This window comes from Trichocoleus sp. FACHB-591 (assembly GCF_014695845.1).
Classification (GTDB): Bacteria; Cyanobacteriota; Cyanobacteriia; order FACHB-46; family FACHB-46; genus Trichocoleus.
This window is the reverse complement of the sequence record NZ_JACJPA010000118.1, coordinates 88,538-115,299: the sequence shown is the minus strand read 5'-3', so window position 1 is coordinate 115,299 and position 26,762 is coordinate 88,538. Positions and strand designations below refer to the sequence as shown.

Sequence of the window (26,762 nt, the reverse complement as noted above, 5' to 3'; positions counted from 1 at the left end):
TCAACGGACAGCATTGATTGTTGTCCTTACCCCTGAAGTCAGCAGTATGATTTCAGGGGTTTTTGTTGATTGCAAGGATTGAGACTATGAAAGTTTGGACTTCTGTACTTCTGGCTCCCGTGGTTGCTTTAGTTTGGTCAGCAAGCGCCCAAGCAGCTCTACGCACCAAGGTTGTGGAGTATAAGCAAGGAAACACAGTTCTAGAAGGATATTTGGCTTACGACGATGCAGTAACTGGCAAGCGGCCCGGTGTATTGGTAGTGCATGAGTGGACAGGCATCGGGCCTTATGTGAAGCGCCGCACTAACCAACTAGCAAAAATGGGCTATGTTGCGTTTGCACCTGATATTTATGGCAAGGGCGTTCGGCCCAGCAATCCAAAAGCAGCAGGGGCTGAAGCGACCAAATATCGTTCCAATCGCGGGTTATTACGCGATCGCGCTCAGGCTGGTCTCAATGTTTTGCGCCAACAAACTCAAGTAGACCCCAAGCGAATTGCGGCGATCGGGTATTGCTTTGGCGGTGGCACCGTTTTGGAACTAGCTCGTAGCGGCGCTGATATTGCGGGAGTCGTCAGTTTTCACGGTAATTTAGACACCCCCAACCCAGCCGATGCCAAAAACATTAAAGCTAAAGTTTTAGTGTTACATGGAGGTGATGACCCTCTAGTACCTGATGAGCAGGTGCAGTCTTTTAAGCAGGAGATGCGCCAAGGTAAGGTCAATTGGGAACTAGTGAGCTATGGCGGTGCCGTCCACAGTTTCACAAATGCCGAAGCAGGCAATGATGTCTCTACAGGGGTGGCTTATAACCGTACCGCCGATCGCCGCTCTTGGGAAGATATGAAGCAGTTTTTTACGGAGATTTTTGGAAATAGGAGATAGGGAGGAGTGAGAAGTCAGAAGCCAGGAGCAGAAGGGTTTTAGTTCCCCTAACTTCTTAAGCGATTCGCCTCTCATAGAGAATCGGAACTGTCTCTAGGGCTACTGACTTCTAATACCAATTCTCTAAAACCCGGCTACAGATAGAGCTGAGAGAATCGAGTCTCGTCCTGTAATCGAGGCCACCCCTTCTGGAGTGAGTGCTTCCAGCCGTTCCTTCAACTGCTGACGCAACTGGTCCAGGGTGGCAGGAAGACTCCAACGCAATCGCCGCTTGAGATATTGCCACACTTGTTCAATGGGGTTAAGTTCCGGACAATGTGGTGGTTGAAAAAACAACACGATGTTGGCTGGAACCTTCAAGCGCTTGGCTTTGTGGAAGGCTCCGTTATCTAACTGAATGATCAATACCTCATCCCTAAACTTCTGGGAGACCAAGTTGAGGAAGGCTTGAAAGCATCCGTATTGAGATGAGAAAACTCGAAGAAAAAAGATGCTCCCGTTTTCGGGTCCACAATGCCGTAAAGGTAGGTGGCCTCAAATTGCCACTGCACCCGTCCCACCGGTTTGACGCCTCTGACCGTGATTTTTCGCCCTCCGAGAGTCTTGAGTCCTAGGCGAGTTTCATCCCCGCAGAAAAAGCGGATACTCCCACTCCACCCCAGAATCGTGAGGGCCACCCACCCCAGCATCGCTAGGTTCTCACTCAAGTTTTTTTATATGCCTCCCTTTGCTCGCACGATTGCTCCACGCTGAGAGGACGAGGTACTTTTGGACTAGCTTGCAAGCGGTAATGCACCAGTTTGTGTACCGTCTTGTACTTCATCTCTAGGCCCAAGTGAGCCTCTAGCCAATCACAAATGGCTTGGTAGCCATCAAACCCTTCAGGAGCTTCCAGGCGTTTTTGTAGAGCCGTCTCTGCCCATTGTGGAATCGCACGAGGACGACCCGACCGAGCTTGCGTCTGCAACATCTTCGCTAACCCATCCTCTCGGTAGCGTCGCAACCACTCTTGCGCTGTGGCTCGATGCCGACCGAGCAATTGAGCTGCTGCTTGGACGGTGTCGGCTTGCTCACTCTTCAGCAAATACAGCAGTTGCACACGTTCTTTAGCAGAGGCTGTTTTCTGCTGTCTGAGCAGTTGTTTGAGTTCTGCTTCACTCTCGGTAATCTCTAGCTGGTATACCCCGGCCATATTGATTGCTTGAACTCCACACCAGCTTTGTAGCATCTGTAGCTCTACTTTGAAGAATTGGTATAACTCCTAGCCCCTTCCTTCTTCATCTCTCATCCCTTCTCTTTCATCCTTCCGTCTTCACCGCCTGCTCCTGCACCAAATTTGGGCGAGTCACATTTGAGGTGAAGAGATTTTGAAAAGCGGTTTTGCGACGGGCGACGTTATTGGTGTCAAAGTTCCACATGGTTTCGTAGTAGAAGAAAGACACGCCTTTAAAGTCCCGATCGCGTACTGCTTGCACTTGGGCTTGAATTTGTGGAGTTGGCATCAAACGGTCTTTCAAGCCTGCCAAAATGCCAATCGCGACAGGAATATGTTGTTTCGCAGCTCGAACTTCGGGCTGATCGAGTTCTGAAAGAAAGGTGTTTAAGTCAGTGCGATAAATCTGCAACAACAGTTCTTCTACCAAGCCACGGCGTTCCCACGTGGCCCAATCGGCCAAAAATTCCTCATAGGAGAACTTTTGGGGATTGGGAGACAACGAGACGATCGCCTTGGGTTTACGAGCTTTAATCGCCTCAAACGTGCGAGCAAAGACCTGAGTAATTTTGTCGGCACGCCAACGAGTCCATTCGGCATCTTTGGGATCGCTGGGTGGGCTTTGGCCTTGATGTTCTTGTTGATAAAGCTTGACGGTGATGGGGTCGTAGCCAAACTGAGCAGGTAGCCCAAAGTGGTCATCAAACTGAATGCCATCAATGTCGTATTTGGTGACAATTTCGGTGACCAAATCGATCATGAACTGTTGCACTTCCGGCTGGAAAGGATTGAGCCAAACGCGACTGTGCTTGCCCTCTGCCCAAATTGTGGAACCGTCTTGTCGAGTAGTAAGCCAGTCAGGATGACGTGCCACTAGGTCTGACTCGGCAGGAGCCATGAAGCCAAACTCAAACCAAGGAATCACAGCCAGATTATTGCGGTGGCCTTCTTCGACTGCTTCCGCGAGCATGTCTCGCCCTTGCAGACCGGGTGTTGGGTCTACCTCTGTACCAATCACTTTTTTGGCGACTTGGCTAGGGTAGAGTGTATGGCCCCAGTTCCAAACCGTTGGGTAAATGGTGTTGAACTTAAGATTTGCCAGATCTTGTAAGTCATTCTTGAGGCGATCGCGACTAAACAAGATCTCGCTATCGACATTGGTAAGCCACACGCCCCGAATTTCACTGGTTTTATTGGTACTTTGGGGTTGAGACTGGGGTTTGTTGCCAGCGATGTATTGAGCAGGAATCAGGGCGAGTTGATTGGTGCCTGCTCGGCTCTGACAGATGGCCGCAGCTACATCGGCGCGAGTCGCTACTTGGTTGGGATTGAGGGCTTTGGCGTTGGGATAGTTAACGACAATTTGCTTTTCAGTCGCCGCCGCGATCGCATTCCGAGCATAGTCAGGAATCGCCTGAGCATCGTTAAAGCTAGCACTCAAGGTCGTGGCAACAGGTTGAGCAGCTTTGTAGCCCAAGCCACCTGCTAATGCCACTAGAACTTGAGCCCGAGGAATATTCTGGGCTGGTCTAAAAATTCGACCGGGATAACCGGACATAAACCCCGCACCAGATGCTTTATCAATCGATTGAGCCGCCCAATAATTAGTCGCTACATCACTAAATCGGATGGGTGCGGTCGGTAGGGTGGCATTAACGGCTCCCGGAAACCCTTTCACTACCATTGCGGCAAATTCAGCACGCGTGACGGGGGCACTGGGGCGGAAGCTACCATCAGGATAGCCACTAATGATTTTTTGGTCAGCCAAATTTTCAATACAGTTCTGTGCCCAGTGACCTTGAACGTCCTTAAATTTAGTTGGGCTCGTTTGTGCGGTGGTGGGGGTCATCAAACCCGCTGCAATCACCATCGCGATCGCAGTCAAAAAGGTGGTGAGGAAGGTCAGCGGTGAGCGGGGTCGGTAGATTTTATGCATGGAAAAGTTCTGTAAGGCCAAGGTGACAGGCAAAGACAAATGGATGGCGGCTTATCTCTCTTAATCCAATTAATTTGCCCCAAATTCCGTCAAAAAAAGTGGGCCTCATCTAGCCCACTTAATCTATGACTCTGAAAGTGATGTCACGGTGCCGATCGCGTCCCTAATGTTACAAGGCGATCGCACCTCATCTCACCCCGACTTACCACTCGCCTTGGCTTTGTAGCCCAACTTGGTCAAAATTTCTACGAGTTTCTGTGTGTGGTCACCCTGAATCTCAATCGCATTCTCTTTCACAGTGCCACCCGCGCCGCACTGGGCTTTTAGCTTTTTCAACAAATCGGCCAATGTTTCTGCCTTGGCTTGGAACCCAGTAATTTCAGTCACCGTTTTGCCACCCTTGCCTTTCCGGGTCGCCTGCACCTTCAAGTTTTGTTGGTTGGGTGGTAGATCAGGAACTCCACGCGCAAACGCATCGGGATTGGTGGAGTTACCAAACTCGGAGTAAACGACGCGATCGCTTTTATCAGTCGGCTTACGCTTAGAAGAAGCCATAGTCAGAAACTGCTTATTGCTGAGTTGAATTCGTGGGAGTTGTAGGTTCTCCCTTCACTCCCCCAATGTAAAACAACCGGGTCACTGCTTCATAGGCCCAATGCTCACGCGGTACGTCGGAGAAGGGTGGCTCAAATTGCTCAATTGGGATTTCGTAAACCTGAGGGATTGGCAGCGGCGCATCCTGACGGCGAATCGGATAACCCTCGTTTAGAGTCGGATCTACTTGCGTCGGTTGCGATGGAGATTCAGTAGGTGTGAGATCAGGCGTTTGAGCTTGAGCAGGATGAACGGCGATCGCGCTTCCAGTCAAAGTTCCTAAAACCAAGAGCCATCCTAGAGGACGAGCCAGAATTTTTTGCAGCATAGGAGGATTGAACGTGCGAACTTTATCTCCACGGTAGCGCGATCGTTTTGGCTGTTGCCCAATTTCATAACTCAGGCAACCCCTAAATGCCGAGCTTCACCCGCATTACTTCATATAAAACCCGCGATAGTTCTCGCCGTTGTAGCACTTGTTTGTCGGCAGGAGTTCTCGCAAAAGCGCGATCGTAGGCAGCAGGCAGTGCTTTTTTAACTAAGAACGAGAGTTGCTCACGGGTAATTGGGCGTTCTGGGGCAAAACGGCGATCGCCCACACCAGCGGCAATTTGCTTCGCGACTAATGTTTCAATCATCGGGTAAGCCCAGCGGTAGTTAGGCAACACATCCACGAAGGTTGGCGTGGCAGGCGAAACCAGTTCAAAGCCCAACAGCTTGACCAATGCGGTCGCGACCACAGCTCGATTGACGCTGGCTGAGGGGCGAAAATGCAAATCTGTGTAGCTCTCACTACGAATAATGCCTGCGGCTGCCAACACTTGAATCGCTTCAAAGTCGGGATCATCGTGAGCAATATCATCAAACCAAAATAGCGGGATGCCATTGCGAGTCAGGGTGCCTTGGAGCTTGCGTTTGAGCGTTTCGTTGGTGGCAATATCGCGAACTTCTACTCCTGCGTTTACAGCCAAGGCTGCTAGATAACCTCCCGCTTCTCCGATCGCCCATTCTACGGGGTGCATCCGATAAGCCGCGTTGGTAATGTGGGTAGTGCCAATGCTTTTGGCCGAGAGGATCAAGCCATCGGTGTTAATCGGAATCAAAGCGCCCAGAGGCAAGGTAAAAGGCAACGCAATCACGTTTTCCCCTGGCAAGCTGGCATGCCCTGGCTCGTCATTGCCGTGCAGATCAAGATAGTGATACTGACCGATGCCGACACTATCCTCAAAGCTTTTTGCTCTTGCCTGGCCAGGGAAAAAGGGCTTGGCGACATCTTCATGGCGAATCGTGGTGGCTGCAATGCCACGTCTAGCTTCGCGAATGTAAGGCTCTATGGCAATACCATCCCGAGTCCAAGTGAGGTCGCCGCGTGGCTTTAGGTCTGGGACTCCGTTGGTTTGCAAATAGTGAACGTAAGCACGGGCGCGATCGCGGGCTTGCTGAATATGGCGCTGCCGTTCTTCTCGGCTCACACCGACTAAGACCCCGACTCGATAGTCATTGCCACAGCACCAAGGCCCATTTTCCCCATGTTGATGTTGGCCCCAGTTCAGAACCGTGACATCCCCAGGGCTAATTGTTTTCTCATTTTCGGCTGCCCGGGAAATTCGTCGATAGCGAAAGATGCCAAAAGGATTGAAAAACTCACGGGGTTGGGGTTCCCACTGTCCACGGCTTTTGTGCCAAAAGGCGCTTTGAAACTCTGCGGCATTTAGCCAAGGACTGCTGTTATATCCAGGAGGAGCCCCGATTGCCACCCCACGTCCCGGAGCCGTCCGTTCGACAACAGCGCCAAAGGTAAAAGACTGCTGACATTGGGGCAAGGCTCGTTCGGGCAAGGCTTGCTCTCCGGTTTCACTCCGGGCTTCCTGACCGACGCGAGACTCAATATTGCCTAGTTCTAGCAAGTCTCCTAACTCTGTTGCTTCCAGAATGACTCTGCTGTTAATCGTAAAGGTGTGATTGTTCTGGCGATCTTGAAACACAATTCCCGTCACGCGACGGCGCTGGCCTGGATCGTTGCTAGTCAAGACTCTGATCGGTTCTGCAAAAGGAATCAGGATGAGCTTGCCTTGGCTGATGTAAGGCGCGATCGCTTCGTTCATCGCGGTTGCGGCGACCACAGGGGTAGTAGCTAGGGGGCTGACCCAACCTCCGCCCGGATTGGCAACTTTTCTACCGTTGAGCTTTTGTAATTCCCGTTGGCGATCGCGGAAGCTGCGTTGGGTTTTAGAAATGGCAAACCGTTCGCCTTCGACTTGAAAGGGAGTGGCTGCTTGTCGTAGCAGATCACCATCATCGGAGGCGGGGAGGGCTTGAGCGGTGAATTGTCCGCCAACTACGGCTTGGGGTTGGACGAGGCAAACGGTGATGCCACTGCGTAGGGCTGCGAGAGTGGCAGCATAGGCGGCTGTGGAGCCTCCCACAATCAGAATTGGGTAAGACAGCGATCGCCCATTCTCTGGCCTTGTGAAGGTGTTGGGGTCGAAGATTCCCCCTTGCTGGCGGACTGGCTGTGGTGTCGGCATGGCTTTAATCTGGCGGTTGAGAATGGTGGGATGCGGAAAAGCCTGATTTATGGATTTTAAGCAGGGTTAGGGGTTTAGCTTGGTTTGCCACAGCTTGATTTAAGTTCTGGGCTAAACCAAGACTTGAGGGTAGGTGCCCTCAAACTCCCGCTGAGGAACGGCTGCGTCCCCCAGACCCCCTCCAGACGAGTCTAAGTGTGGGTGTTTTGGTACTTTGTTTTCGGCACTTTGTAATGCTTCACTCTCCCAACTCCCGACTCCTGACTTGGGGCTCCTCCCTTTTTCATCCTTCAGCCCTCCTCTTTCATCCTTCCCTGTTCCCTCCTTTTCTCGCGATCGCTGTTTCAGAACTAGTGGTATTTCTTATAATGAACCTGTCCCCTCACTGCGTCAGGTCTGTGACACGTACTCCTCTTTCTTCTACCCATCAATCTGCGATCGATAATCTTGCTGAAGTGATTACCTCGGCTCAGCGGCCTGATGCGCTGGGGCGGTTTGGTCAGTTTGGTGGTAAGTATGTGCCAGAAACGCTGATGCCAGCGCTGAGTGAGTTGGAGACTGCGTTTCATCAGTACTGCAACGATCCGGAGTTCCAGCAGGAGCTACAAGGCCTGATGCGGGACTATGTGGGACGGCCCAGCCCGCTCTATTTTGCGGAGCGGCTGACGACTCGGTATGCTCGCCCGGATGGGAGTGGTCCCCAGATTTATTTGAAGCGTGAAGATTTAAACCACACAGGCGCTCACAAAATCAATAATTCTTTGGCTCAGGCGCTGCTGGCGAAGCGGATGGGTAAGCAGCGGATTATTGCGGAAACGGGCGCGGGACAGCATGGCGTGGCGACCGCAACGGTCTGTGCTCGGTTTGGGCTGGAGTGCATCATCTATATGGGTGTGCACGATATGGAGCGGCAAGCTCTAAACGTGTTTCGGATGCGGCTGATGGGCGCGGAGGTGCGTCCCGTGGCGTCTGGAACAGGCACCCTCAAGGATGCAACTTCGGAGGCGATTCGAGACTGGGTGACGAATGTGGAAACGACTCACTACATTCTCGGCTCGGTTGCAGGTCCGCATCCTTACCCCATGATTGTGCGCGACTTCCAAGCGGTGATTGGTCAGGAAACCAGGGCACAGTGCCAAGAAAAGTGGGGTGGTTTACCTGATATCCTGCTGGCTTGCGTGGGTGGTGGCTCGAATGCGATGGGTTTGTTCCACGAATTTGTGAATGAACCGAGTGTTCGCATGATCGGCATTGAAGCGGCTGGCGAAGGCGTAGACACGGAGAAGCACGCAGCGACGTTAACTCGTGGTCGTGTGGGTGTGTTGCATGGGGCGATGAGCTATCTATTGCAAGATCAAGACGGCCAGGTAGTTGAGCCACACTCGATTAGTGCGGGCCTAGACTACCCTGGCGTTGGACCTGAGCACAGCTACCTCAAAGACAGCGGTCGAGCGGAGTACTACAGCATCACGGACGCAGAAGCACTAGATGGCTTCCAATTGATTTCTAAGTTGGAAGGAATTATTCCCGCTTTGGAAACGTCTCATGCGATCGCCTACTTAGATTACCTTTGCCCTCAACTCGAAGGTAGCCCCCGCATTGTGATCAACTGCTCTGGCCGTGGCGACAAGGACGTGCAGAGTGTGATCAAATACCTGAAGCTGGACGAGCAGAATTCCTAGGAATTCCACCTTTTGCCTTTCGTAGGGGCGAAGCATTCGGCAATAGTACTTTGGGCAACGACAAAGACTCTCAACCGAATGCTTCGCCCTTACTTTGAGAAGCGCGATAAGGGCTACGCCCTCGCAAGCGATCGCCAATTAGGGAACCATTGTTCTAGTTACAAGTCCGAATAGATCGGGTGTTAGCTTGAGAATCTTTTCTCTCCTCAAAACTTGACTGACTCAGGGTTGCATGCACCTCATCTACCATTTCTGACTTGCTCTAGATCAAATAGGAGCCATGTTTCATGATGCGACCCCTTCTGACTGGGATTGCTTGCAGTGCTGTCGTGATGACGGGTGGATTGGTGGGAGTTTTCACTCACCAAAATCCTGCCCCTGCCATCACCAAATCTCTTAGCCAAACGGCTCAGCCTGCTCACTCACACGCACAACTACTCGCTCAAACCCCAACAACGGCTAGTTCACTCACCGCTATTGAAAAATCTGCTTTTGATCAGATCAATAAGTACCGTGCTTCCAAGCGCCTACCTGCATTAACTTGGAACGCAGCGATCGCGGAGCAATCCCGGATTCACAGCCAAAACATGGCCAATGGTAAAGTGCCATTCAGCCATGATGGATTCCAGCCACGAGTCGCAGCGATCGCTAAAACAGTAGCGTACAGAGGGGCGGCTGAAAACGTTGCTTATAACCAAGGCTTTAGTGATCCTGCGACTAAGGCAGTGCAAGGCTGGATTAAAAGCACGGGACACCGCACCAACATCGAAGGCAACTACAACGTCAGCGGCATCGGTGTGGCCAAAAACGCCAAAGGCGAATATTACTTCACTCAGGTCTTTATTCGATCCCGATAACGGATAGTCTCAGGCTCTTGTAGCCCATACAATAAGAGGTGCCCTGCTGCTGTGGCGGTTTCGGGCACTTTGTTTATGAGCGGTTGAGCGATGGATTTTGAAGACTTTCAGGTTTACGATCGCGACTTACCTGAAGCAGCATTACAGCAATACTTACCCGCCGAAGCGATCGCGGTTGATACAGAAACAATGGGTTTACTACCCCACCGCGATCGCCTTTGTTTAGTCCAACTCTGCGATCCTCAAGGCCGAGGAGCCGTGGTGCGGATTGAGCGTGGCCAAACGGAGGCTCCTCATCTCCAGGAACTGTTAGAAGCGCCGACAGTGACAAAGGTGTTTCACTTTGCCCGTTTTGACATCGCCACGCTGAAGCACAATCTGAGTATTCAGACCGCACCCATCTTCTGTACCAAAATTGCCAGCAAACTAGCCCGCACGTATACTCCACGCCACGGCCTGAAAGATGTAGTGCAAGAGTTGGAGCGAGTAGAGCTGGATAAAAGTGCTCAAAGCTCGGACTGGGGCAACGCGGCCAATTTGTCAGACGAGCAACTGCGCTACGCCGCTAATGATGTGCGCTATCTTTTGAGCGTGCGCCAGAAACTCATAACCATGTTGCAGCGAGAGGAGCGATGGGATTTAGCCCAGCAGTGCTTTAACTGTCTGCCGACCCTCGTGGCTCTGGACTTGCTGCAATACAAAGACTTGTTTGAGCACTAAGCTTATAAAAAGCACCCTTTTAGCGTTGAAAAGCGGTCAGCGTCTCTTCAATCGGGTAGCCCACGGCTTTCCAGGCGGGCAAGCCACCTCGTAACTCTGATACCTGGCGATATCCGGCGGCCCGTAGTTTAGCAGCAGCTTCGGCGGCTTCTTCGTCAATATCGCCGTAGATGTACAAATCGCGATCGAACTCTAGGGAATCTAGGGTGCGAGCAGGAAGCTCGGGCAGAGGCATGGAAATCGCACCCGTGATGTGGCTGAGGTTGAATTGGTTGCGATCGCGTACATCAATGATTGTCAGTGCGGGTTCACCCCAATCTAAGCGAGCCTTGAGGTCGTAGACGCGAGACTTGGACCGTAGCGCTGGGGGCCGAGGGAGAAGGCTAAAGAACGCGTCCATGTGGAGAATGCCAAGTAGCTTTGCTTGCAATCTAACAACTGATTTTGCAAGCTGCAAAATTTTATGTAGAAACCTTGACTTTTGAACCTTGATTTGGTGTCTCGTTTAAAGCGGCAACTGATCAGCTAAAGATTAAAAATGGGGCGTCACCTCAAGGTGGCCCCGAAATCAATCTAGCGCTTAAAAGCAAGACACCAGACGCAGCAAGGGTTCAATGATTAATTATTGGAAATCAATTTCTTGCTTTTGAGTGTGATTGGCGAGCGCAGAGATCACGTTGTATCCTTCGGGTCCAGGAGGTCTTTGAGAGTCCTCAGCCCCGTCAGTGGCTCCATCTATTGCTTTCCACGCTTCCAAGCCACCTTTTAGCTCAGCCACATTGAAGAAACCAGCGCCCCGGAGGGTTTGGGCTGCTTGAGCCGTTTCTTGCTCGTTGCCACCATACACATAAATGTCGCGGCTGGGTTCTAGGCTGGACTGCGCCCAAGACACCAACTCATCCATTGGCATGGACATGGCTCCAGTGATGTGGCTAGCATTAAAGCTTTCGCGATCGCGAGCATCTAGAATCGTCAGCGCAGGCTCACCCCACTCCAAACGAGACTTGAGGTCATGAACCGAAGATTGAGCCTTCAGGCCAGGAGGGGTAGGAGTGACATTGGGCAAAGCTTCTTTAGCATGTTCAATTGCATCTGCGACCTTATGGGTTGCGTTATCCGCAGCGTGAGCAGCATTATCTACGGCACTTCTAGCTTTATCTTGCATATTTTCCATAACGAGCTTATTAATCGAATCACATCATCTGAACTGTAATCGCAAGCCCAAAGGCAATCGATCCCCCCTGAGTAGTAAGGTCAAAAAGTTCTCCCTTTGGAGAGATCGCATACCTTTCAAGTGCGTTCAAAAGCAAGGCGATCGCACTCGAAACCTAGCCTCACTCCAGCAGATCTGTCCTCTAAACTGGATCTATGGCACCCAGAATTCAGACCCTACCGCTAGAGGTAGTCCATTTAATTGCGGCTGGAGAAGTGATCGATTCTCTGGCGGCAGTTGTGCGGGAATTAGTCGAAAACGCCCTAGACGCAGGGGCAACCCGCATTGCGATCGCGCTCTGGCCAGAGCAATGGCGAGTCCGAGTGGCTGATAACGGCGCTGGCATGGACTTGGCAGATTTGAAACAAGCCGCTACGCCCCATAGCACCAGCAAAATTCAAGCGAGCGAAGACCTGTGGAAGATCACCAGCTTAGGATTTCGCGGTGAAGCGCTGCACAGCCTGGCTCAATTGGCAGAACTGGAAGTATTAAGTCGGCTCCATAGTAATCAAGCGGGTTGGCAAGTTAGCTACAACACCCAAGGAGAGGCAGCGCGAGTCGAGCCTGTCGCGATCGCCCCTGGCACCGTCGTCACCGCCAGCAACCTGTTTGGCATCTGGCCCGCTCGCCGAGAAGGACTGCCCTCCCCTGCGCAGCAGTTACGCTCGATTCAGCTCACTATCCATCAGATCGCCCTTTGTCACCCGCATGTTACCTGGCAAGTTGAGCAAAGCGATCGCCCTTGGTTCTCGATTTGGTCTGGAGAAGATGCCAAGCCAGTTTTAGCCCAGATTCTACGAAGCAGCCACCTCAGTGACCTACATGCTATAGCGATCGCTAGCCCCAGAACCGCCACTATCCCAGAAATTCCCAACCCTGACACTTCCAACCCAGAAAAGCTGCAACTAGTCCTAGGCTTGCCAGACCGTTGCCATCGTCGTCGTCCCGACTGGGTGCGAGTCGCCATCAATGGCCGCATCGTCAAAGCCCCCGAACTAGAACAAACTATTCTGGCCGCCTTTCGCCGCACCCTCCCCCGCGATCGCTACCCTGTTTGCTTTGCTCACTTGCAGGTTCCCCCTAACCACATCGACTGGAACCGCCATCCTGCCAAAGCCGAAGTCTATCTGCATCACTTAAGCGATTGGCAAGAAGCCGTCACCCAAGCGATCGCCCAAGCCCTGCACTTCAGTCCAGCCCAACTCAACGAGTCCTACCATTCCGAAAGAGTGGGACAACTCTTGAAAGTCGCCGAAGCCGATGGTGTGTATCAAGTCAGTCGCACCATTCCCGTAGAAACCGAAACCACTGTTACAACTGATGACTCAACCAACCCGACCGTCACCAATCTTCTAGAACTAAGAGCCGTCGCCCAAGTCAGCAATACCTATATCGTCGCCGAGCATCCTGCGGGCATGTGGTTGGTAGAGCAGCACATTGCCCATGAGCGCGTCCTGTATGAGCAACTGTGCGATCGCTGGCATCTAGTCCCCCTAGAACCCCCCGTCATCCTCAACAACCTCTCCGCCCCCCAGCGCGAACAACTGCAACGCCTAGGACTAGAAGTCGAACCCTTTGGCGAACAACTCTGGGCCATCCGCACCGCCCCAGACCTCCTAGGCCAACGCGAAGATTGCCCCGCCGCCCTCTGGGAACTCAGCTTGGGCGGCGACTTAGAATCCGCCCTCGTTGCCACCGCCTGCCGCAGCGCCATCCGCAACGGCACCCCCCTCACCCTGCCAGAAATGCAAACCCTCCTCGACCAATGGCAACAAACCCACCGTCCCCACACCTGTCCCCACGGTCGCCCCATCTACCTATCCCTAGAAGAAACCGCCCTATCCCGCTTCTTCCGTCGCCATTGGGTGATTGGGAAGAGTCATGGGATTTAGGAGAGTGAGGAGTGAGAAGAGAGGGGTGAGGGGAAGGATGAGGGATGAAAAGTTAGGAGTCAGGAGCCAGAAACTTAGAGGACAAAAGTTCTTCGCGAGAGACACCAAAGTTACCTTTGGAGGGGGGCTGGGGGACGCAACCGTCCCTCAGCGGGAGTTTGAGGGCAGGTGCCCTCAAGGGCTCGGATTGCTAAATCCCAACTCAGACCACCAAAACTACTACGACAACGTACCCGCGCTAAATCCCTGACAAAAACTATCCACCACGCGATCCAACGCCACCGCCCTCGATGCCTTAAACAACAAGCGATCGCCCGGTTGCACCAATTGCTTTAAGCACTCCACCACCGCCTCAGACCCATCAAACTCCTCCGTCGCAATCCCCACCGCTCCAGCCGCCATCGCCGCACTTTCGACTGGATCAGCCAAAATCAACAAATGATCTAAACGTAATTGAGCTGCCATCGCTCCCACCTGTTGGTGAAACTCCGGCGATCGCTCCCCCAACTCTTTCATCGTGCCCAGAACCGCAATACGACGCTGACCCGGCGTTTGGGCTAGCAACTGCAAAGCCGCAATCATCGACTCCAGCCCAGCATTGTAAGTTTCGTCCAAAATCACTACATCATTGGGTAGCTCATGGCGCTTAGCGCGACCACTAGGTAACTCCACCGCCAAGCCCGCCTGCAAGGGCTCCCAGCTAATATTCAAGCTTTTGGCAACCGCCAGAGCAGCCAGGTAATTGAGAGCATTGTGCTCTCCCAGTAGAGGTAAGGGAAACTGTATCCCCTCTACACTTAAAGTGCTGGCATTTAATAACTGTCCTTGGAAGTCCCCACCTGCTAAACCATAACTGATAGTCTTTCCTGACCAGACCGTTGCCGCAGTGGGTAACAACAGTGGGCTGTCGTGGTTGAGAATTGCGGTTCCTGTGGGAGCCATTTTCGCCAACAACTCACACTTGGCCTGCGCGATCGCCTCCTCAGAACCCAACCGTCCAATATGTGCCGTCCCCACATTCGTAATCACCGCAATGTCAGGCCGCGCAATTTGAGCCAACAGTGCAATCTCTCCCGGACCTCGCATGCCCATTTCAATCACGGCATAGTCATGGTCTGGCTCTAGTTCTAGTAGAGTCTTCGGCACCCCAACTTCGTTGTTGTAGTTGGCCTGGGTTTTCAGGACTCGTCCCTGGGTTGCCAGCACCGCACTAATTAATTCTTTCGTAGTGGTCTTGCCCACCGATCCGGTCACCGCCACCACCGGAATCCCGCACTGGTCTCGCCACCACCGCGCGATCGCTTGGTATGCCTGCAACGTGTCTGTCACTTGCAGCAGAGGAAAAGCGCCAGTATTTTCCCGTGGTGGAGTTTCTTCATAAGCTTGATCCACGATCGCCGCGATCGCCCCTTGGTTTAGCGCAGCACTGACAAATCCATGCCCGTCAAACTTTTCACCCCGCAAAGCGACAAACACTTCTCCAGGTCGAAGACTCCGAGTATCGGTGCCAATGCCGATCGCTTGCTGCGCTAAATCCGCGCTAGAGAGGTTAAGGGGTATAGCGTGCAGAATCTCTACGAGCTGGGATAAGGTGGCACGACAAGGCATAAGACGGCAGTGATTGAAACAAACTAGCTGTGATCATACCGTTGCCTGCTCCTACCCACGGATAATGTGCGCCTAAGCAAACTTGAAAAAATTTTTGATGAATTTATGCCGATCCTTCCGGAAAGGGCTGAACTGTAGTTGTATTACTCAATGGAATAAATTTCTGTTCCTGTGTCTACAAGCTTTTCAGCGCTTGATTGACTGTCCTGTACTCCACATGCCAAACAGGAAGCTAGTCAAAAAAGCAGTTAACTTGTAGACTTCAGAGGGTTGAAAACTTCACCGAATCTTTAAACGATCGGTGACTTCAGTCACATTGACCAGTGATCTCACCCAGTAGGATGGGAGAGTACTAGGATCGAGTTAGTATTGAAGTTTACAAGCTTTTCTTGTAAACCGAGTTTTCTCCTAAGTATTTACGTCAATCTTTTATTTGTTGCTAATAAATCAAGCCTTACAAAATTTTCGCTTAGCCTCCTTTCCCCAGTGTGGGAGCGCAAACTAACGTGACTACTTGGATGGGTCAGTACAATCGAGAGATTACACCAGAGGAGCAGAAGCTTTATGATCACTTGCTCTTCTGCGTCGAGCATGAGTCGCCTCAGCAGCTAATTGGCCGCTTTCGGTCACTATTTATTGATGGCATTGGCTATCCAGAACGCGAAATTACCGTTGCGCTCGATCAGCTCATTGCGTCTAAGTTTGCCGAGCAAGAATTCAAGTTTGTCTTAAATCGATGCTGTCACATTTTGATCAACCGTTGGCAGACGCGATCGCAGTTGCAGCAGCCAATTTTGGAATTGGTGGCGCTGTTCGAGGCTCCTTCTGCCCGCCCGATTACTGAGGTGTCTCGCAGCAAATCAGTCAGGCGCTTGCGGGAACTGGTTGTCTTGTTTTGCCAAAGTGAGTACTGTGCTACCCTGCGACGTTTAGCGCGAGTCATTATTCAAACTAATGAAACGCAGCAGCAGGATAACCGCTCTCTCGGAACGCTGATTCGGCGCTATCCCTATCTTTATGACCACTGCTTGCTGAGCGAAGACAGTTCTTACGAGCATCAGCAAACAATCCGTCAAATCCAAACTCAGGTTCAGCGACAATTTGAAGTGGATCTATCGCAGTACGTCACCTATCGAGTGCGGCAGTCTCAAACCGTACGCTTGTCACCGACCTTGATAGAAGCCCGCCAACTTCAAGCGGTGAAGAATCCGACGCTGTTGAGTGATGACGAACTCTACCAGGCTTTGCAGCAATTTGCGGGGCGAGTAGATGGAGATGCTTCTTATCGAGATTTAGCCCAACGCTTTTTGCTCAACGCAAAGTACACGCCATCCTATGCGACGTTTAAGGATGACTTGTATGAGTACATTGTGGCTGCGGTTGATCCAGAGTACGGTAAGCGACAATTCAACAATCAGCTTTACCTACATCTGCGCAATACCCTGCCAGATAATCATGACCAGCGGTTGAATGAGTTTCTGCTGATTAGAACTTGCGCTTATCTACTCAACTTCTTAGTCGTAGAAAGTGCTCAGCGCCCTAATCACTTTGTTTTTGTCGATTTGATTACCAACTTGGGGGCTACTGCCGCAACCGGGTTGTTACTGAAGATTGTGTTACTCTGCCGTAAAGTGAAGCCTTATTTAGAAAAGCGCTTTTCTATTTTGTTCAATCACTACGAAGCTTGCGCTCGTGAAGGGGTGCATTGGCTAATTCAAGCTTTGGAAAACCTAAATGTGGCCCTTAGCACTAATTTTGGCGTGGTAGACCTCTCCTACATTCATCAAGTCGTTCAATAAACCCAAAGTATTAATTGATACCAACCTCTGAAGGAATTGGGGCGATCGCTCTCCTCCTTAGGTTTGGTGAGGTGCGATCGCCAGCCTCCACTTAACTGTGCTGCTAACTGCGCCAAGAATGACTCACTTTATTCAGTTGCATCACATCTTCATCGCTGAGCGTCCAGCCTAAAGCCCCCGCATTCTGTTGGGCTTGTTTGGCGTTCTTAGCGCCTGGAATCGGGATGACTCCACCTTGAGCAATCAACCAATTCAGGGCAACTTGAGCAGGTGTCCGACCATACTTGGTGCCTAAATCTTGAAGTAGATGGAGCACAGGCGCAAGTTTCTGGAGACCGTCGCGGCTAAAGCGAGAATCCCATTGGCGGGCTCCAGTAGGTTCCTGGTAATTTTCTACTGTGTATTTGCCAGTTAGTAAGCCTTGAGCTAAGGGGCTGTAGGCCAAAATCGTGACTCCTAATTGCCGCGCCATGTCTAGAATGCCATTGGCTTCAATCTGCCGAGTGATCAGGGAGTAACGAACTTGATTCACTGCTAAAGGCACACCCCGCTCAGCTAGAATTTTGTGGGCTTCTCGCATTTGGTCCGCCGAGTAGTTGCTCACGCCAATAGCAGCAATTCTGCCTCGCTGCACTTCATCAGCCAAAGCATTCATCAAGGTTGACTGGCTCATAAGGAAGGTGAAGGGCCAGTGAACTTGGTAGAGGGCAATTTGGTCTACTTGCAATCGCTTCAGGCTTTCCGTAAGAGCGTCAGTGACAGATTGCCCGCCAAAGCGCCAAGGAGCAGGACCGTATTTGGTGGCGATTTGTACGGGTTGTTGAGCTTGCTTCATAAACTGCCCCAGCAGCTTTTCCGACTCACCAAATCCGTAGACTTCCGCAGTATCAAAGAAGTTGACTCCAGCTTCTAAGGTGGCTCGGAAAGCAGATTCAACTTCGGTTGAGCCATAATGACTGCCGTAGTTCCAAAACAGCTTATCGCCCCAAGCCCACGTACCAATGCCTAAAGCAGGCACAACCGGACCCGTGGGGCCGAGCTTTATTGTTTGCATACTGTGACCTCTAACCTCTTTACTTTTCGTTATGTGCTTAGAGTGTAACGTTCTACAAAAGGCTGGAGAGGCTTTGAGTTAAGCGTTCCAGGATTTTTATAGAGTTTGGATTACGCCTGAGGATAGAGTTACTTCGCAATAAGAACGCATGACTTTAGGCTTCATCTCTCTAGAGCTTCCTTGAAGCCTCTATCGTAAGAAATAAAGCGACATCAACCAGCTGATCAATATTGTTCTAATCAACTTTTTAGTAGATATGGAAACTGATGACTTTTCGAACGAAAATTTAGAGCCGTCAGCTAGTACAGCAGCGATTTCTCGGATTAACTTGTTGACCATGTTTCGGTTAGGGTTGTTTCAGATGGGCTTAGGCATTATGTCTCTGCTCACCTTGGGCGTTCTCAACCGCGTGATGATTGATGAGCTGAAAGTTCCAGCTTTGGTGACGGCTGGGGCGATCGCGATGCATCAGTTTGTCGCTCCAGCGCGGGTTTGGTTTGGCCAGATGTCCGACTCCAAGCCATTTTTGGGCCATCACCGCACAGGCTATGTTTGGGTAGGCGCTGCTTTGTTTGCGATTGCCTCTTTCCTCGCGGTACAAGTGATGTGGCAATTGGGGAGTAACTTGCAAACTCAAGGCTGGACTGCTCAAACCTATGGATGGGTAGGGCTATTAGGGTTAGTTTTTGCCATTTATGGATTGGCGCTTAGCTCTAGCTCAACCCCCTTTGCCGCCTTGCTGGTAGATGTCTCAGATGAAAGTAACCGCTCGAAGCTAGTAGGCATTGTCTGGTCAATGCTGATGGTCGGCATTGTGATTGGAGCCATCATCATTAGTGTGGTGCTGAAACCATTGGCCTTAGATGCGCCGATCGCGGCTGTGCAAGCATCGATCAATCGCGTGTTCATGATAATTCCGGCGGCTGTGTTTGGTCTGGCGCTGCTGGCGACGGTTGGGGTAGAGAAGAAGTATTCCTGCTATGCTTCTCGCTCTAGCCTGTCCGATCGCGAAGATAGCATCACTTTTGGACGTGCCCTCAAGATTCTGACCGCTAATCGGCAGACTGGGTTATTTTTCACTTTTCTCTTGGTGATGACGATTAGCTTGTTTATGCAAGAACCTGTGCTGGAGCCTTACGGGGCGCAGGTTTTTCAGATGCAGATCTCAGAAACAACGAGGCTGAATGCTTTTTGGGGCATGGGAACGCTGCTGGGCATTAGCTCCACTGGCTTTTTGGTAGTACCCCGCTTGGGTAAGCAGAAGACGACTCGTTGGGGCTGCTTCTTGGTGGCATTGAGTTTTCTTTTGATTATTTCGTCGGGCTTTAGTCAAAATGCCAAATTGCTCCAAGGTGCTTTGTTCTTGTTTGGCTTGGCTTCTGGGATCACTACGACGGGGGCGATCAGCTTGATGCTCGATCTCACGGCAGCAGAAACAGCGGGCACTTTTATTGGTGCTTGGGGTCTGTCCCAGGCAATGGCTAGAGCGCTAGCAACTGTGACTGGCGGGGCGGTGCTCGATATTGGCAAGAAACTGTTCAGCAACTTAGTTTTTGCTTACGGTTTAGTGTTTGCACTGCAAGCTGTGGGCATGGTATTGGCGGTTTGGTTTCTAGGGCGGGTGAATGTGCAGGAATTTCGCAGCAATAACAAACAGGCGATCGCGGCTGTGCTAGAAGGTGATCTGGATTAATGACTGATTTTTGGACGACGATTCTTGACTTTGCTGAGGCGACGACGGCTAGAGTCGGTAAGCAGTTACTGGCGGATTTTGGTCAAGCGCAAGCAGCAGAGAAAGCAGATGGCAGCTTAGTTACCCAATCCGACCAGTGGGCTGACCAGGAATTGCGAGAGGCGATCGCGGCGGCTTTCCCGAAGCATGGGGTGCTGAGCGAGGAGGTGGAGCACATTTTTCCGGGGACGGAATGGTGCTGGATTATTGACCCGATAGATGGCACAACCAATTTTGCCCGCGGCATTCCGCTTTGGGGAATCTCTCTAGGGTTGCTGTATCGCGGTACGCCTGTATTTGGGTATGTGCATTTGCCGACACTGGGCCAGTCGTTTCATGGGTTTTGGTACGGTGATTCTGGGTTGAGTGGGCCTACTGGGGCGTTTCTCAATCGCCAGCCAATTCACAGTAGTGTGGATGAGCCTTCGCGCAATCACTTTTTCAGTTTGTGTGCCCGGAGTACAGCGGTGATGCAAAATCGCTTTCCTTGTAAGATTCGCATGTTAGGGGTGGCGACTTACAATCTGCTGACGGTGGCGCTGGGCTCGACGTTGGGGGCAGTGGAGGCAACCCCGAAGATTTGGGATATTGCGGCGGTATGGGCGATCGCGCAGGCGGGTGGAGCAAGCTGGGTGCCGTTGGAATCGGAGCCGATTTTTCCGCTGCAAGTGGGGCAGGATTATGGAGAGCGATCGTTTCCGACTTTGGTGGTGAGTCGGGGGGAGTTGGTGCCGTTTTTTAGGCCGTATGTGGGGTTTTTGGAAAAATAAGGGTTGCTTGAGCGAACCAAGAACTTGAGGGCACCTGCCCTCAAACTCCCGCTGAGGGACGGTTGCGTCCCCCAGACCCCCTCCAAAAGTGGTTTTGTGGTGTGGGGTTCTACTTTTTATTCATGGCGAGAACGCCGCTAAATAGCATCAGTAAGGCTCCGGCGAGGATGGCGATCGCAAGCCCCCCTAAAATCCAATCCAGTCCAGCAGTATTTTCCATAAATAAACCTTCATCCTTCCTCCCTCATCCTTCATCCTTCCACAGATAGTCCGCGATCGCTCTACCTCCGTTTTCTATATTTTCTGGGTTGAGTAGGACCAAGCGCTGCACGAAGTTAGGGGTGTTTTTGAGGCGGCGGGCAACTCGGCTAGGGATGCCGTCTCCGTAGATGATGTGGCCTTGTCCAGCCAGTACGACTATTTGGGAGTTGGGATGAGTGGTGGCAAATTGAGTGATGCGATCGGCCATTGTTTCGTCCCACAATACTTGGGCTTGAAAGAACTGCTCGAAGTTGTTGCTGGAGCTGTGGCCTTGGTGCATCTCTTCGTAGATTTTCTGGATGCGTTGGCGATAGGCTTTGTTGTCGGTGTGGATTTCTGAAGCGGGCGGAATAAATTGGCGATCGCTGGCCGTCAAACTATCTAAGCCTTGGCGAGCGACTTTGCGGGTGATTTCTGTGGGGGTGTTAAGGGCGATCAGAGGTAGACGTTTGGCTTTGGCAAAGCGCAAAATGGGGGCGTAGTACTCCCAGTCGTAGCCCCAACGTTGATCAAATTGGCTTTGTTGGCGCAGCTCTGCTTCGGTGATCTGGCCTGTTAAATAGCGATCGAGCGCAGGTTGATAGGGGCGCTGAAACATTTCTAGCGCGATCGCCAGTCGGGGCTGTTTTTGGTGAAGCGCTTGAATAATTTTGAGTTGTGCTCGATGATCGGCTGGGTTATCGTGAGTCTCGCCTAGGTAAACCACATCAGCGGCTGCTAGCTGGCGGAGAACAGCCTGAGGGCTCAAGCGCTGCTGCATCGGGCTAAAAATAGTTTGGGCAGGGGCGGGTGAGGTAAAACACAGAAAAAGGCCAAGCGACCACGCCCAAAGTTTTATTAGCTGACCTTTGCTCATGCTTTCCAACTGTCCCTATTGGTGTACCAAACTTTTTTCACCATAACGAATAATGCTTTGGGAAAGGGCATGCTGATAGCATTTGCAGCAGGCCACAGGTGAGCTGACAAATTTAAGCTGTCTTTGAGCCAGCTAGAAACCTTGCCATTGAGCCAAACACTATGCAGCGTTTTGAGTACATAACGGTTTACGTCAATGCTTCTGGGTCTTATCAGGCAGCTAATGGTAGCTGGAGAAACATGAAAGAATTGGGCGAGCAAGGCTGGGAATTAGTTTCAGTGGTGAGTGACGCAGCTAAGGATATGGTTGCCTTCTTTAAGCGACCTCAACAGCATAGTTAAACGCATAGATCGAGCTAGCAGAGCGATCGCAGCTTTTGACTCTGCATTTCCACCAAAGTTGTTCAACTTTTTCCGGAGCTACCCACCCCTTCCTAGAAGAAAGGAATGGTAGATGCACCCTGAATTTAATCCCTGGCCTTGCGCTGGGGATTTTTTTATGCCCACAACGCCTCAGCATGATGCCGAATGTGGTCTTCCATGAATGTAGCGATGAAGTAGTAGCTATGGTCGTACCCTGGCTGCATTCGCAAGGTGAGGGGTTGCCCTACCTGGGCACAGGCTTGCTCAAATAACTGCGGTTTCAGTTGATTTTCTAAGAAGTTATCCGCCGTGCCTTGGTCAATCAGAATAGGACGCTGCCAATCAGCGGTAAGAATCAACTCACTAGCATCATAAGATCGCCACTGCTCCTGATTTGCACCCAAATAATTATTAAAGGCTTTTTGTCCCCAAGCACAACGCATGGGAGCCACAATTGGCGCAAAGGCAGATACCGAAAGATATCGATCGCGATTTCTCAGTGCACAAACTAGCGCTCCATGACCGCCCATTGAATGCCCAAAGATACCTTGGCGATCGCGCTTCACCGGAAAATGCTCTGCGATCAGCGCTGGTAGTTCTTCGGTGATGTAGCTATACATCCGGTAGTGCTGGCTCCACGGCTCCTGGGTGGCATCGACATAGAATCCAGCGCCTGTACCAAAATCCCAATCTTCATCTTCACCCGGAATCCCTGTATTGCGTGGACTCGTATCCGGTGCCACGAGCATCACCCCGTGCTTGGCGGCAAACTGCTGTGCTCCCGCCTTCGTAATGAAGTTTTCTTCGGTGCAAGTCAGACCAGAGAGGAAATACAACACGGGCACTGGTTCTGCCTTAGCTTGCGGCGGCTGATACACCGCAAATTTCATCTCACTGCTACAAGCTGAAGATTGATGACTGTAAAAGCCGACGGTGCCGTCAAAGCAGTGATATTGATTGATGACTTGAGGAGATGCAGGCATGGCGAAATGGGAGTTCACAGCACTGGCATTCTAATCAATCCACGTTCTCTCGCCTATACACCACGCTCAGTCTTGGTGGATTGCAACTCAATTTATTTGACTTTCAGCCATCCCATCATCTGTCCAACTGTTAATTGCAACTCTGCTGCAAATGTAGGTATTGGGAGGCGATCGCTCTCGGCATCGAAGGATTGCGGTTGTTGTTTGGAAGTGTAGACCAGTACCAGTTGTTCAGCGGGGTCAATTAACCATCCCATCTGCGCTCCATAATTGAGGCAGTGGAGGATATTGGTGATGACGCGAGTTACGGATTGATCGGGGCTGAGAATTTCAATTGTCCAATCAGGCGGTGCAGCAAATGTATTTGCGATCGCCCCATCCTGATTGGTGGGAATGCGTTCCCAGGTGAATACTGCGATGTCAGGAACGATAGAGCGATCGCCAAATGTGCAGCGTAATTCAGGCAGGGCTAGCGCAATTTGAGTGTCTTCAACAACTGCATTGATCGTGGCGGTTAGCTTTTGTTGAATGCGGCTATGCTGTCCCTGCGGCATTGGCTTCTGAAAAACTTTTCCCTCAATAAATTCACTTGCTGGCTCGGTTTCTGGCAGTTTGAGAAACTCGTCTAGCGTGATGGATTTGGGCGGTGTTTGTACCATCAGTAACCATCCTTCTACAGCCCGATTGCCTTACATTTTAGCGATCGCTTGCTAAGATACTTGCACATTAGCTTGAAGTACTTGACTAAATCAAACTTGCTAAACTGTAATGGACTCTTCTTCTCAATAAATTTCTATTCTCCAAACAATTTTCAGTGCCATCAGAATTTTTAGCCTATGGACTTGTATCTGAAAGAGGACTAACTAAAACTATATAAATAGCTCGTGTCCTTTTTTTCTTGATTCATGAGTCAAACATCCAATTTAGATCTTTCTGGCAGAAATTTACGGGGACGCTCCTTCAAAAATGAACCACTAACAGGAGCAAATCTCAGTAAATGTGATTTGCGGGGGTGTGACTTTACTGGAGCTACATTAACCGGGGCGATATTTGAAGGTAGTCAGACAGGGCTATCTTATTGGCAATGGTTCTCCTTGTTTTGGAATTCCAAATCAAAATTATTAATCCTAGGAAGCGGTATAGCTTTTACGTTAGTTTTCAACAATACAATTGACAATTCCTTTGCGAAACACAGATTAGCATTGTTATCCAGTTGTGGCGTTGTATTTTTAATTGGATGTATAGACCTCAGAAAACAAGCAAAAACAACGATTGGAACATCGTTCAAGAGAGCAAACTTAGCGAGTGCAAGATTCAATAACTCAATAGTTCGGAACTCAGATTTTACAGGAGCGAAGCTGGCTCAGGTAAATTGGGATAAAGCTAAGTTCTCAAATTGTCGTTTTCAAGATCCTAAAATTGTAGAGTTATGCGCTCACAAAGATGGAAGCAGAAGAAACTATAAAGGTTATTCCTTTAAGGATCAAAATCTAGAAGGCGTTTTATTAACCAAAGCAAATTTAAATGAAGCAGACTTGAGTAAAGCCAATCTTAAACGCGCAGTTCTTGATGATGCTAGCCTAATTGGTATCAAAGCACTTGGTAGTATCTTCGTTGATGCCAGTTTGATAAACGCCAATCTAAGCCAGTCTGATCTTAGTAGAGCTAACTTCAGTCAAACTAAACTCGAGGGTGCTAACCTAGCTGAGGTTGATGCGTCTAGCACGAATTTTACAGGGGCAGATCTAACAGGAGCGTGTATTTCTGGATTAATAATTAACAAGATAACCAAACTTAAGAATATAAAATGCAGATACATTTATTTAGAAAAGAATTTCAAAGCAAGAGAACCTCAATATAGAGATTTTGAGCCAGGCGAGTTTCAAGATCTAGTTGTAAAGTCTAGACTTAGAGATTTACAACTGAGAAGTATAGCCAAGAACAGTAATGAAAAAACTGTTATCACAGTCAATATACTGGGTGACTTTATGCCAGACAAGGCTAATAAGCTTAATTTCAGCAATATTCAAGGTGATATCAGTGGTATTGCTGGTGGAAATATTCGTGGTGTTGCAGGCAAAGAAATGGTCGGTGTTGCAGGTGGTGATATTAGTGGCCAAGTAGATAATACGATTAGTAGGTTGGATGAGTGTAATAAGCCTGAAGCTGCTTCTTTAAAGAGTTTACTTCAGCAATTAAAGACAGAGGTTGAGAAGGAAGAGTCTGGCTTAAGTAAGCAAGACCAAGAGAAAGCTTTAAAGTACGTAGATCTCATTGGTCGATTAGGTGTTGAACCACAAAACCAAGATCTGCTGGAAAAAGTAGATAATGCTCTGGAAGCATTACCTAATGTTATGAGGCGTGGTGCTGGACTTGTTGAATTTGCTGATAAGCACCTACCAACCATTACCAACGCTATTAAAACTATCTTTGGTATTTAGTGTATGACCTTTAGTTACAAACTTATTGTCCTTTTATACACTTAACTAATTGGCTCAAAAAATAAGGTGAGCTGTTGCCCACCTCACTTACAAGAAAAGTTGTGATTAACAATTAACCAAAGATGCTGCCGAAGAATTCGATCGCTTCTTTGAGAGATTCGATGAAGACATCAATTTCTTCGCGGGTGTTGTAGAAATACAAACTTGCCCGTGCCGTAGATTGTGCCCCTAAATGGCGATGCAGGGGTTGGGTGCAGTGATGTCCCGCCCGGATGGCGATGCCTGCTTGATCCAAAATCGTCGAGAGGTCGTGAGGATGAACTGCGCCTACCGTGAAAGCAGCGAGAGCAGCTCGGCCTTTGCCATCTTCCGTCGATTTGGGGCCATAGGTGCGAACTTCAGGCAACTCGGCTAAGCGCAGGTACAGGTACGCCGTCAGTTCTTCTTCGTAGGCGTGGATTCTGTCCATGCCAATTCCCATCAGGTAATCCACCGCAGCACCCAGGGCGATCGCTTCAGCAATGGCAGGTGTGCCCGCTTCAAACTTGTGGGGCAAGTCAGCGTAGGTGGAGTGATCGAGAAACACATCTGCGATCATCTCACCACCACCCAAGAAGGGAGGCATGGAGCGCAGCAGATCCAGTTTGCCGTAAAGGAAACCGATGCCAGTCGCCGCACACATCTTGTGACCAGAGCCAACCAGCCAATCACAGTCAATATCCTGCACATCAACGGGCATGTGGGGCAGGCTTTGGCAGGCATCGATCAACACTCTCGCACCATGTTGGTGAGCGATCGCGCAGATCTCCTTAACAGGGTTGATGCAGCCCAAGGTGTTGGAGACATGCACCACGGAGACGAGCTTGGTCTTGTCTGAAATCAGCGACTTGAACTGCTCTAAGTTGAATTCTTCGGTTTCCGTTAGCTCCACAAATTTGAGCACCGCGCCCGTTTTCTGCGCCACCAACTGCCAGGGGATCAGGTTGCTGTGGTGCTCCATCACGCTCAGGATGATCTCGTCGCCCTGCTTCAGCGTGCTCAAGCCCCAAGCGTTCGACACCAAGTTGATCGCTTCGCTGGCGTTGCGGGTGTAGATAATCTCTTGCCGAGATGCCGCATTGACAAACTTAGCAACTTTATCTCTTGCGCCTTCGTAAGCATCCGTCGCCCGCGAGCTGAGCGTATGCACACCCCGGTGGACGTTGGCGTTATCGTGCTCGTAATAGTGTTGCAACGCTTGCAACACGGCTTTAGGTTTTTGGGAAGTAGCCGCGTTGTCTAAATAAACCAGGGGTTTGCCGTTGATCTCCTGATCCAAAATCGGGAAGTCAGCGCGGACCTGAGCGGCGAGAGTTCTTTCCTGAGCGATAGTCATGG

Annotated in this window: 26 protein-coding genes; 10 read left to right on the top strand and 16 right to left on the bottom strand. The window is 50.6% G+C overall.

Annotation, left to right across the window (positions count from 1 at the left end):
• Positions 1-86 precede the first annotated feature (86 nt).
• Positions 87-884, top strand: a complete 798-nt coding sequence (locus H6F90_RS26945; protein WP_190432097.1) for a dienelactone hydrolase family protein — start codon at positions 87-89, stop codon at positions 882-884.
• Between the two features lie 123 nt (positions 885-1,007).
• On the opposite strand, the gene H6F90_RS30275 is transcribed toward H6F90_RS26945, so the two are convergent.
• From H6F90_RS30275 to H6F90_RS26920, 7 genes are all read right to left on the bottom strand, one after another.
• Entirely contained in the window at positions 1,008-1,289 is a 282-nt protein-coding gene (locus tag H6F90_RS30275; RefSeq protein WP_242024645.1) for a transposase, read from the bottom strand.
• On the bottom strand, positions 1,286-1,573 hold the full coding sequence (locus H6F90_RS30270) for a hypothetical protein (RefSeq protein ID WP_199296203.1): 288 nt from the start codon (positions 1,571-1,573) through the stop codon (positions 1,286-1,288). Before H6F90_RS30270 ends, H6F90_RS30275 begins: the two co-directional genes overlap by 4 nt.
• Before the next feature lie 14 nt (positions 1,574-1,587).
• Positions 1,588-2,076, bottom strand: coding sequence for a helix-turn-helix domain-containing protein (locus tag H6F90_RS30265; RefSeq protein ID WP_199296202.1), 489 nt, complete (start codon positions 2,074-2,076; stop codon positions 1,588-1,590).
• Positions 2,077-2,182: 106 nt separating this feature from the next.
• Positions 2,183-4,033 carry a family 10 glycosylhydrolase gene (locus H6F90_RS26935; protein WP_190555090.1) on the bottom strand — a complete coding sequence of 617 codons (1,851 nt, stop codon included), beginning with the start codon at positions 4,031-4,033 and terminating at the stop codon, positions 2,183-2,185.
• Positions 4,034-4,225: 192 nt separating this feature from the next.
• Positions 4,226-4,588, bottom strand: coding sequence for a translation initiation factor (locus H6F90_RS26930; protein WP_190555089.1), 363 nt, complete (start codon positions 4,586-4,588; stop codon positions 4,226-4,228).
• Positions 4,589-4,601: 13 nt separating this feature from the next.
• A complete protein-coding gene (locus H6F90_RS26925; protein ID WP_190555088.1) occupies positions 4,602-4,955 on the bottom strand; it encodes a hypothetical protein in 354 nt (117 codons plus the stop codon).
• 82 nt (positions 4,956-5,037) lie between these two features.
• Entirely contained in the window at positions 5,038-7,155 is a 2,118-nt protein-coding gene (locus H6F90_RS26920; protein ID WP_190555087.1) for an FAD-dependent oxidoreductase, read from the bottom strand.
• 398 nt (positions 7,156-7,553) lie between these two features.
• Here H6F90_RS26920 and trpB point away from each other — a divergent pair, with 398 nt between their 5' ends.
• The 3 genes from trpB (at position 7,554) to H6F90_RS26905 (ending at position 10,414) form a co-directional block, all read left to right on the top strand.
• Entirely contained in the window at positions 7,554-8,837 is a 1,284-nt protein-coding gene (gene trpB / locus H6F90_RS26915; protein ID WP_370588103.1) for a tryptophan synthase subunit beta, read from the top strand.
• 287 nt (positions 8,838-9,124) lie between these two features.
• Positions 9,125-9,694, top strand: a complete 570-nt coding sequence (locus tag H6F90_RS26910) for a CAP domain-containing protein (RefSeq protein WP_190555085.1) — start codon at positions 9,125-9,127, stop codon at positions 9,692-9,694.
• A gap of 90 nt (positions 9,695-9,784) precedes the next feature.
• Positions 9,785-10,414, top strand: coding sequence for a ribonuclease H-like domain-containing protein (locus H6F90_RS26905; protein ID WP_190555084.1), 630 nt, complete (start codon positions 9,785-9,787; stop codon positions 10,412-10,414).
• Between the two features lie 19 nt (positions 10,415-10,433).
• Here the strand turns inward: H6F90_RS26905 and H6F90_RS26900 are convergent, their stop codons facing one another.
• Both H6F90_RS26900 and H6F90_RS26895 read right to left on the bottom strand, forming a co-directional pair.
• The gene (locus H6F90_RS26900) at positions 10,434-10,814 is read right to left on the bottom strand and encodes a rhodanese-like domain-containing protein (RefSeq protein ID WP_190555083.1); all 381 of its coding nucleotides are present in this window, start codon (positions 10,812-10,814) and stop codon (positions 10,434-10,436) included.
• A 222-nt stretch (positions 10,815-11,036) separates the two neighbouring features.
• Positions 11,037-11,588, bottom strand: a complete 552-nt coding sequence (locus H6F90_RS26895; RefSeq protein ID WP_242024644.1) for a rhodanese-like domain-containing protein — start codon at positions 11,586-11,588, stop codon at positions 11,037-11,039.
• Positions 11,589-11,782: 194 nt separating this feature from the next.
• Between H6F90_RS26895 and mutL the strand changes: the two genes are divergently transcribed.
• Positions 11,783-13,519, top strand: coding sequence for a DNA mismatch repair endonuclease MutL (mutL, locus tag H6F90_RS26890; RefSeq protein WP_190555082.1), 1,737 nt, complete (start codon positions 11,783-11,785; stop codon positions 13,517-13,519).
• A gap of 219 nt (positions 13,520-13,738) precedes the next feature.
• On the opposite strand, the gene murF is transcribed toward mutL, so the two are convergent.
• Positions 13,739-15,127, bottom strand: coding sequence for a UDP-N-acetylmuramoyl-tripeptide--D-alanyl-D-alanine ligase (gene murF, locus H6F90_RS26885; RefSeq protein WP_190555081.1), 1,389 nt, complete (start codon positions 15,125-15,127; stop codon positions 13,739-13,741).
• Positions 15,128-15,645: 518 nt separating this feature from the next.
• Here murF and H6F90_RS26880 point away from each other — a divergent pair.
• Positions 15,646-16,926 carry a hypothetical protein gene (locus H6F90_RS26880; RefSeq protein WP_190555080.1) on the top strand — a complete coding sequence of 427 codons (1,281 nt, stop codon included), beginning with the start codon at positions 15,646-15,648 and terminating at the stop codon, positions 16,924-16,926.
• Here the strand turns inward: H6F90_RS26880 and H6F90_RS31245 are convergent.
• Positions 16,920-17,042 carry a hypothetical protein gene (locus H6F90_RS31245; protein WP_255525070.1) on the bottom strand — a complete coding sequence of 41 codons (123 nt, stop codon included), beginning with the start codon at positions 17,040-17,042 and terminating at the stop codon, positions 16,920-16,922. The two genes, H6F90_RS26880 and H6F90_RS31245, sit on opposite strands and share 7 nt — an antisense overlap.
• A complete protein-coding gene (locus H6F90_RS26875; RefSeq protein WP_190555079.1) occupies positions 17,030-17,980 on the bottom strand; it encodes an aldo/keto reductase in 951 nt (316 codons plus the stop codon). Before H6F90_RS26875 ends, H6F90_RS31245 begins: the two co-directional genes overlap by 13 nt.
• A 256-nt stretch (positions 17,981-18,236) precedes the next feature.
• Between H6F90_RS26875 and H6F90_RS26870 the strand changes: the two genes are divergently transcribed.
• Both H6F90_RS26870 and H6F90_RS26865 read left to right on the top strand, forming a co-directional pair.
• Entirely contained in the window at positions 18,237-19,673 is a 1,437-nt protein-coding gene (locus H6F90_RS26870; RefSeq protein ID WP_190555078.1) for an MFS transporter, read from the top strand.
• The gene (locus H6F90_RS26865; protein WP_190555077.1) at positions 19,673-20,482 is read left to right on the top strand and encodes an inositol monophosphatase family protein; all 810 of its coding nucleotides are present in this window, start codon (positions 19,673-19,675) and stop codon (positions 20,480-20,482) included. Before H6F90_RS26870 ends, H6F90_RS26865 begins: the two co-directional genes overlap by 1 nt.
• A gap of 244 nt (positions 20,483-20,726) precedes the next feature.
• On the opposite strand, the gene H6F90_RS26860 is transcribed toward H6F90_RS26865, so the two are convergent.
• Entirely contained in the window at positions 20,727-21,599 is an 873-nt protein-coding gene (locus tag H6F90_RS26860) for a ChaN family lipoprotein (RefSeq protein ID WP_190555076.1), read from the bottom strand.
• 161 nt (positions 21,600-21,760) lie between these two features.
• Here H6F90_RS26860 and H6F90_RS26855 point away from each other — a divergent pair, with 161 nt between their 5' ends.
• Complete coding sequence (locus tag H6F90_RS26855; protein ID WP_190434298.1) at positions 21,761-21,940, top strand: DUF4177 domain-containing protein; 180 nt, start codon at positions 21,761-21,763, stop codon at positions 21,938-21,940.
• A gap of 155 nt (positions 21,941-22,095) precedes the next feature.
• On the opposite strand, the gene fghA is transcribed toward H6F90_RS26855, so the two are convergent.
• Both fghA and H6F90_RS26845 read right to left on the bottom strand, forming a co-directional pair.
• A complete protein-coding gene (gene fghA, locus H6F90_RS26850; protein WP_190555108.1) occupies positions 22,096-22,944 on the bottom strand; it encodes an S-formylglutathione hydrolase in 849 nt (282 codons plus the stop codon).
• Positions 22,945-23,036: 92 nt separating this feature from the next.
• On the bottom strand, positions 23,037-23,603 hold the full coding sequence (locus H6F90_RS26845; RefSeq protein WP_190555075.1) for a Uma2 family endonuclease: 567 nt from the start codon (positions 23,601-23,603) through the stop codon (positions 23,037-23,039).
• 246 nt (positions 23,604-23,849) lie between these two features.
• Between H6F90_RS26845 and H6F90_RS26840 the strand changes: the two genes are divergently transcribed.
• Positions 23,850-25,385 carry a pentapeptide repeat-containing protein gene (locus H6F90_RS26840; RefSeq protein WP_190555074.1) on the top strand — a complete coding sequence of 512 codons (1,536 nt, stop codon included), beginning with the start codon at positions 23,850-23,852 and terminating at the stop codon, positions 25,383-25,385.
• 112 nt (positions 25,386-25,497) lie between these two features.
• On the opposite strand, the gene H6F90_RS26835 is transcribed toward H6F90_RS26840, so the two are convergent.
• Entirely contained in the window at positions 25,498-26,760 is a 1,263-nt protein-coding gene (locus H6F90_RS26835) for a SufS family cysteine desulfurase (protein ID WP_190555073.1), read from the bottom strand.
• Positions 26,761-26,762 lie beyond the last annotated feature (2 nt).

Coding starts and splice junctions, on each gene's coding strand:
- H6F90_RS26945 (WP_190432097.1), top strand. CDS start 87: ATGAAAGTTTGGACTTCTGTACTTCTGGCTCCCGTGGTTGCTTTAGTT.
- H6F90_RS30270 (WP_199296203.1), bottom strand. CDS start 1,573: ATGCTGGGGTGGGTGGCCCTCACGATTCTGGGGTGGAGTGGGAGTATC.
- H6F90_RS30265 (WP_199296202.1), bottom strand. CDS start 2,076: ATGGCCGGGGTATACCAGCTAGAGATTACCGAGAGTGAAGCAGAACTC.
- H6F90_RS26935 (WP_190555090.1), bottom strand. CDS start 4,033: ATGCATAAAATCTACCGACCCCGCTCACCGCTGACCTTCCTCACCACC.
- H6F90_RS26930 (WP_190555089.1), bottom strand. CDS start 4,588: ATGGCTTCTTCTAAGCGTAAGCCGACTGATAAAAGCGATCGCGTCGTT.
- H6F90_RS26925 (WP_190555088.1), bottom strand. CDS start 4,955: ATGCTGCAAAAAATTCTGGCTCGTCCTCTAGGATGGCTCTTGGTTTTA.
- H6F90_RS26920 (WP_190555087.1), bottom strand. CDS start 7,155: ATGCCGACACCACAGCCAGTCCGCCAGCAAGGGGGAATCTTCGACCCC.
- H6F90_RS26910 (WP_190555085.1), top strand. CDS start 9,125: ATGATGCGACCCCTTCTGACTGGGATTGCTTGCAGTGCTGTCGTGATG.
- H6F90_RS26905 (WP_190555084.1), top strand. CDS start 9,785: ATGGATTTTGAAGACTTTCAGGTTTACGATCGCGACTTACCTGAAGCA.
- H6F90_RS26900 (WP_190555083.1), bottom strand. CDS start 10,814: ATGGACGCGTTCTTTAGCCTTCTCCCTCGGCCCCCAGCGCTACGGTCC.
- H6F90_RS26895 (WP_242024644.1), bottom strand. CDS start 11,588: ATGGAAAATATGCAAGATAAAGCTAGAAGTGCCGTAGATAATGCTGCT.
- mutL (WP_190555082.1), top strand. CDS start 11,783: ATGGCACCCAGAATTCAGACCCTACCGCTAGAGGTAGTCCATTTAATT.
- murF (WP_190555081.1), bottom strand. CDS start 15,127: ATGCCTTGTCGTGCCACCTTATCCCAGCTCGTAGAGATTCTGCACGCT.
- H6F90_RS26880 (WP_190555080.1), top strand. CDS start 15,646: ATGGGTCAGTACAATCGAGAGATTACACCAGAGGAGCAGAAGCTTTAT.
- H6F90_RS26875 (WP_190555079.1), bottom strand. CDS start 17,980: ATGCAAACAATAAAGCTCGGCCCCACGGGTCCGGTTGTGCCTGCTTTA.
- H6F90_RS26870 (WP_190555078.1), top strand. CDS start 18,237: ATGGAAACTGATGACTTTTCGAACGAAAATTTAGAGCCGTCAGCTAGT.
- H6F90_RS26865 (WP_190555077.1), top strand. CDS start 19,673: ATGACTGATTTTTGGACGACGATTCTTGACTTTGCTGAGGCGACGACG.
- H6F90_RS26860 (WP_190555076.1), bottom strand. CDS start 21,599: ATGAGCAAAGGTCAGCTAATAAAACTTTGGGCGTGGTCGCTTGGCCTT.
- H6F90_RS26855 (WP_190434298.1), top strand. CDS start 21,761: ATGCAGCGTTTTGAGTACATAACGGTTTACGTCAATGCTTCTGGGTCT.
- fghA (WP_190555108.1), bottom strand. CDS start 22,944: ATGCCTGCATCTCCTCAAGTCATCAATCAATATCACTGCTTTGACGGC.
- H6F90_RS26845 (WP_190555075.1), bottom strand. CDS start 23,603: ATGGTACAAACACCGCCCAAATCCATCACGCTAGACGAGTTTCTCAAA.
- H6F90_RS26840 (WP_190555074.1), top strand. CDS start 23,850: ATGAGTCAAACATCCAATTTAGATCTTTCTGGCAGAAATTTACGGGGA.
- H6F90_RS26835 (WP_190555073.1), bottom strand. CDS start 26,760: ATGACTATCGCTCAGGAAAGAACTCTCGCCGCTCAGGTCCGCGCTGAC.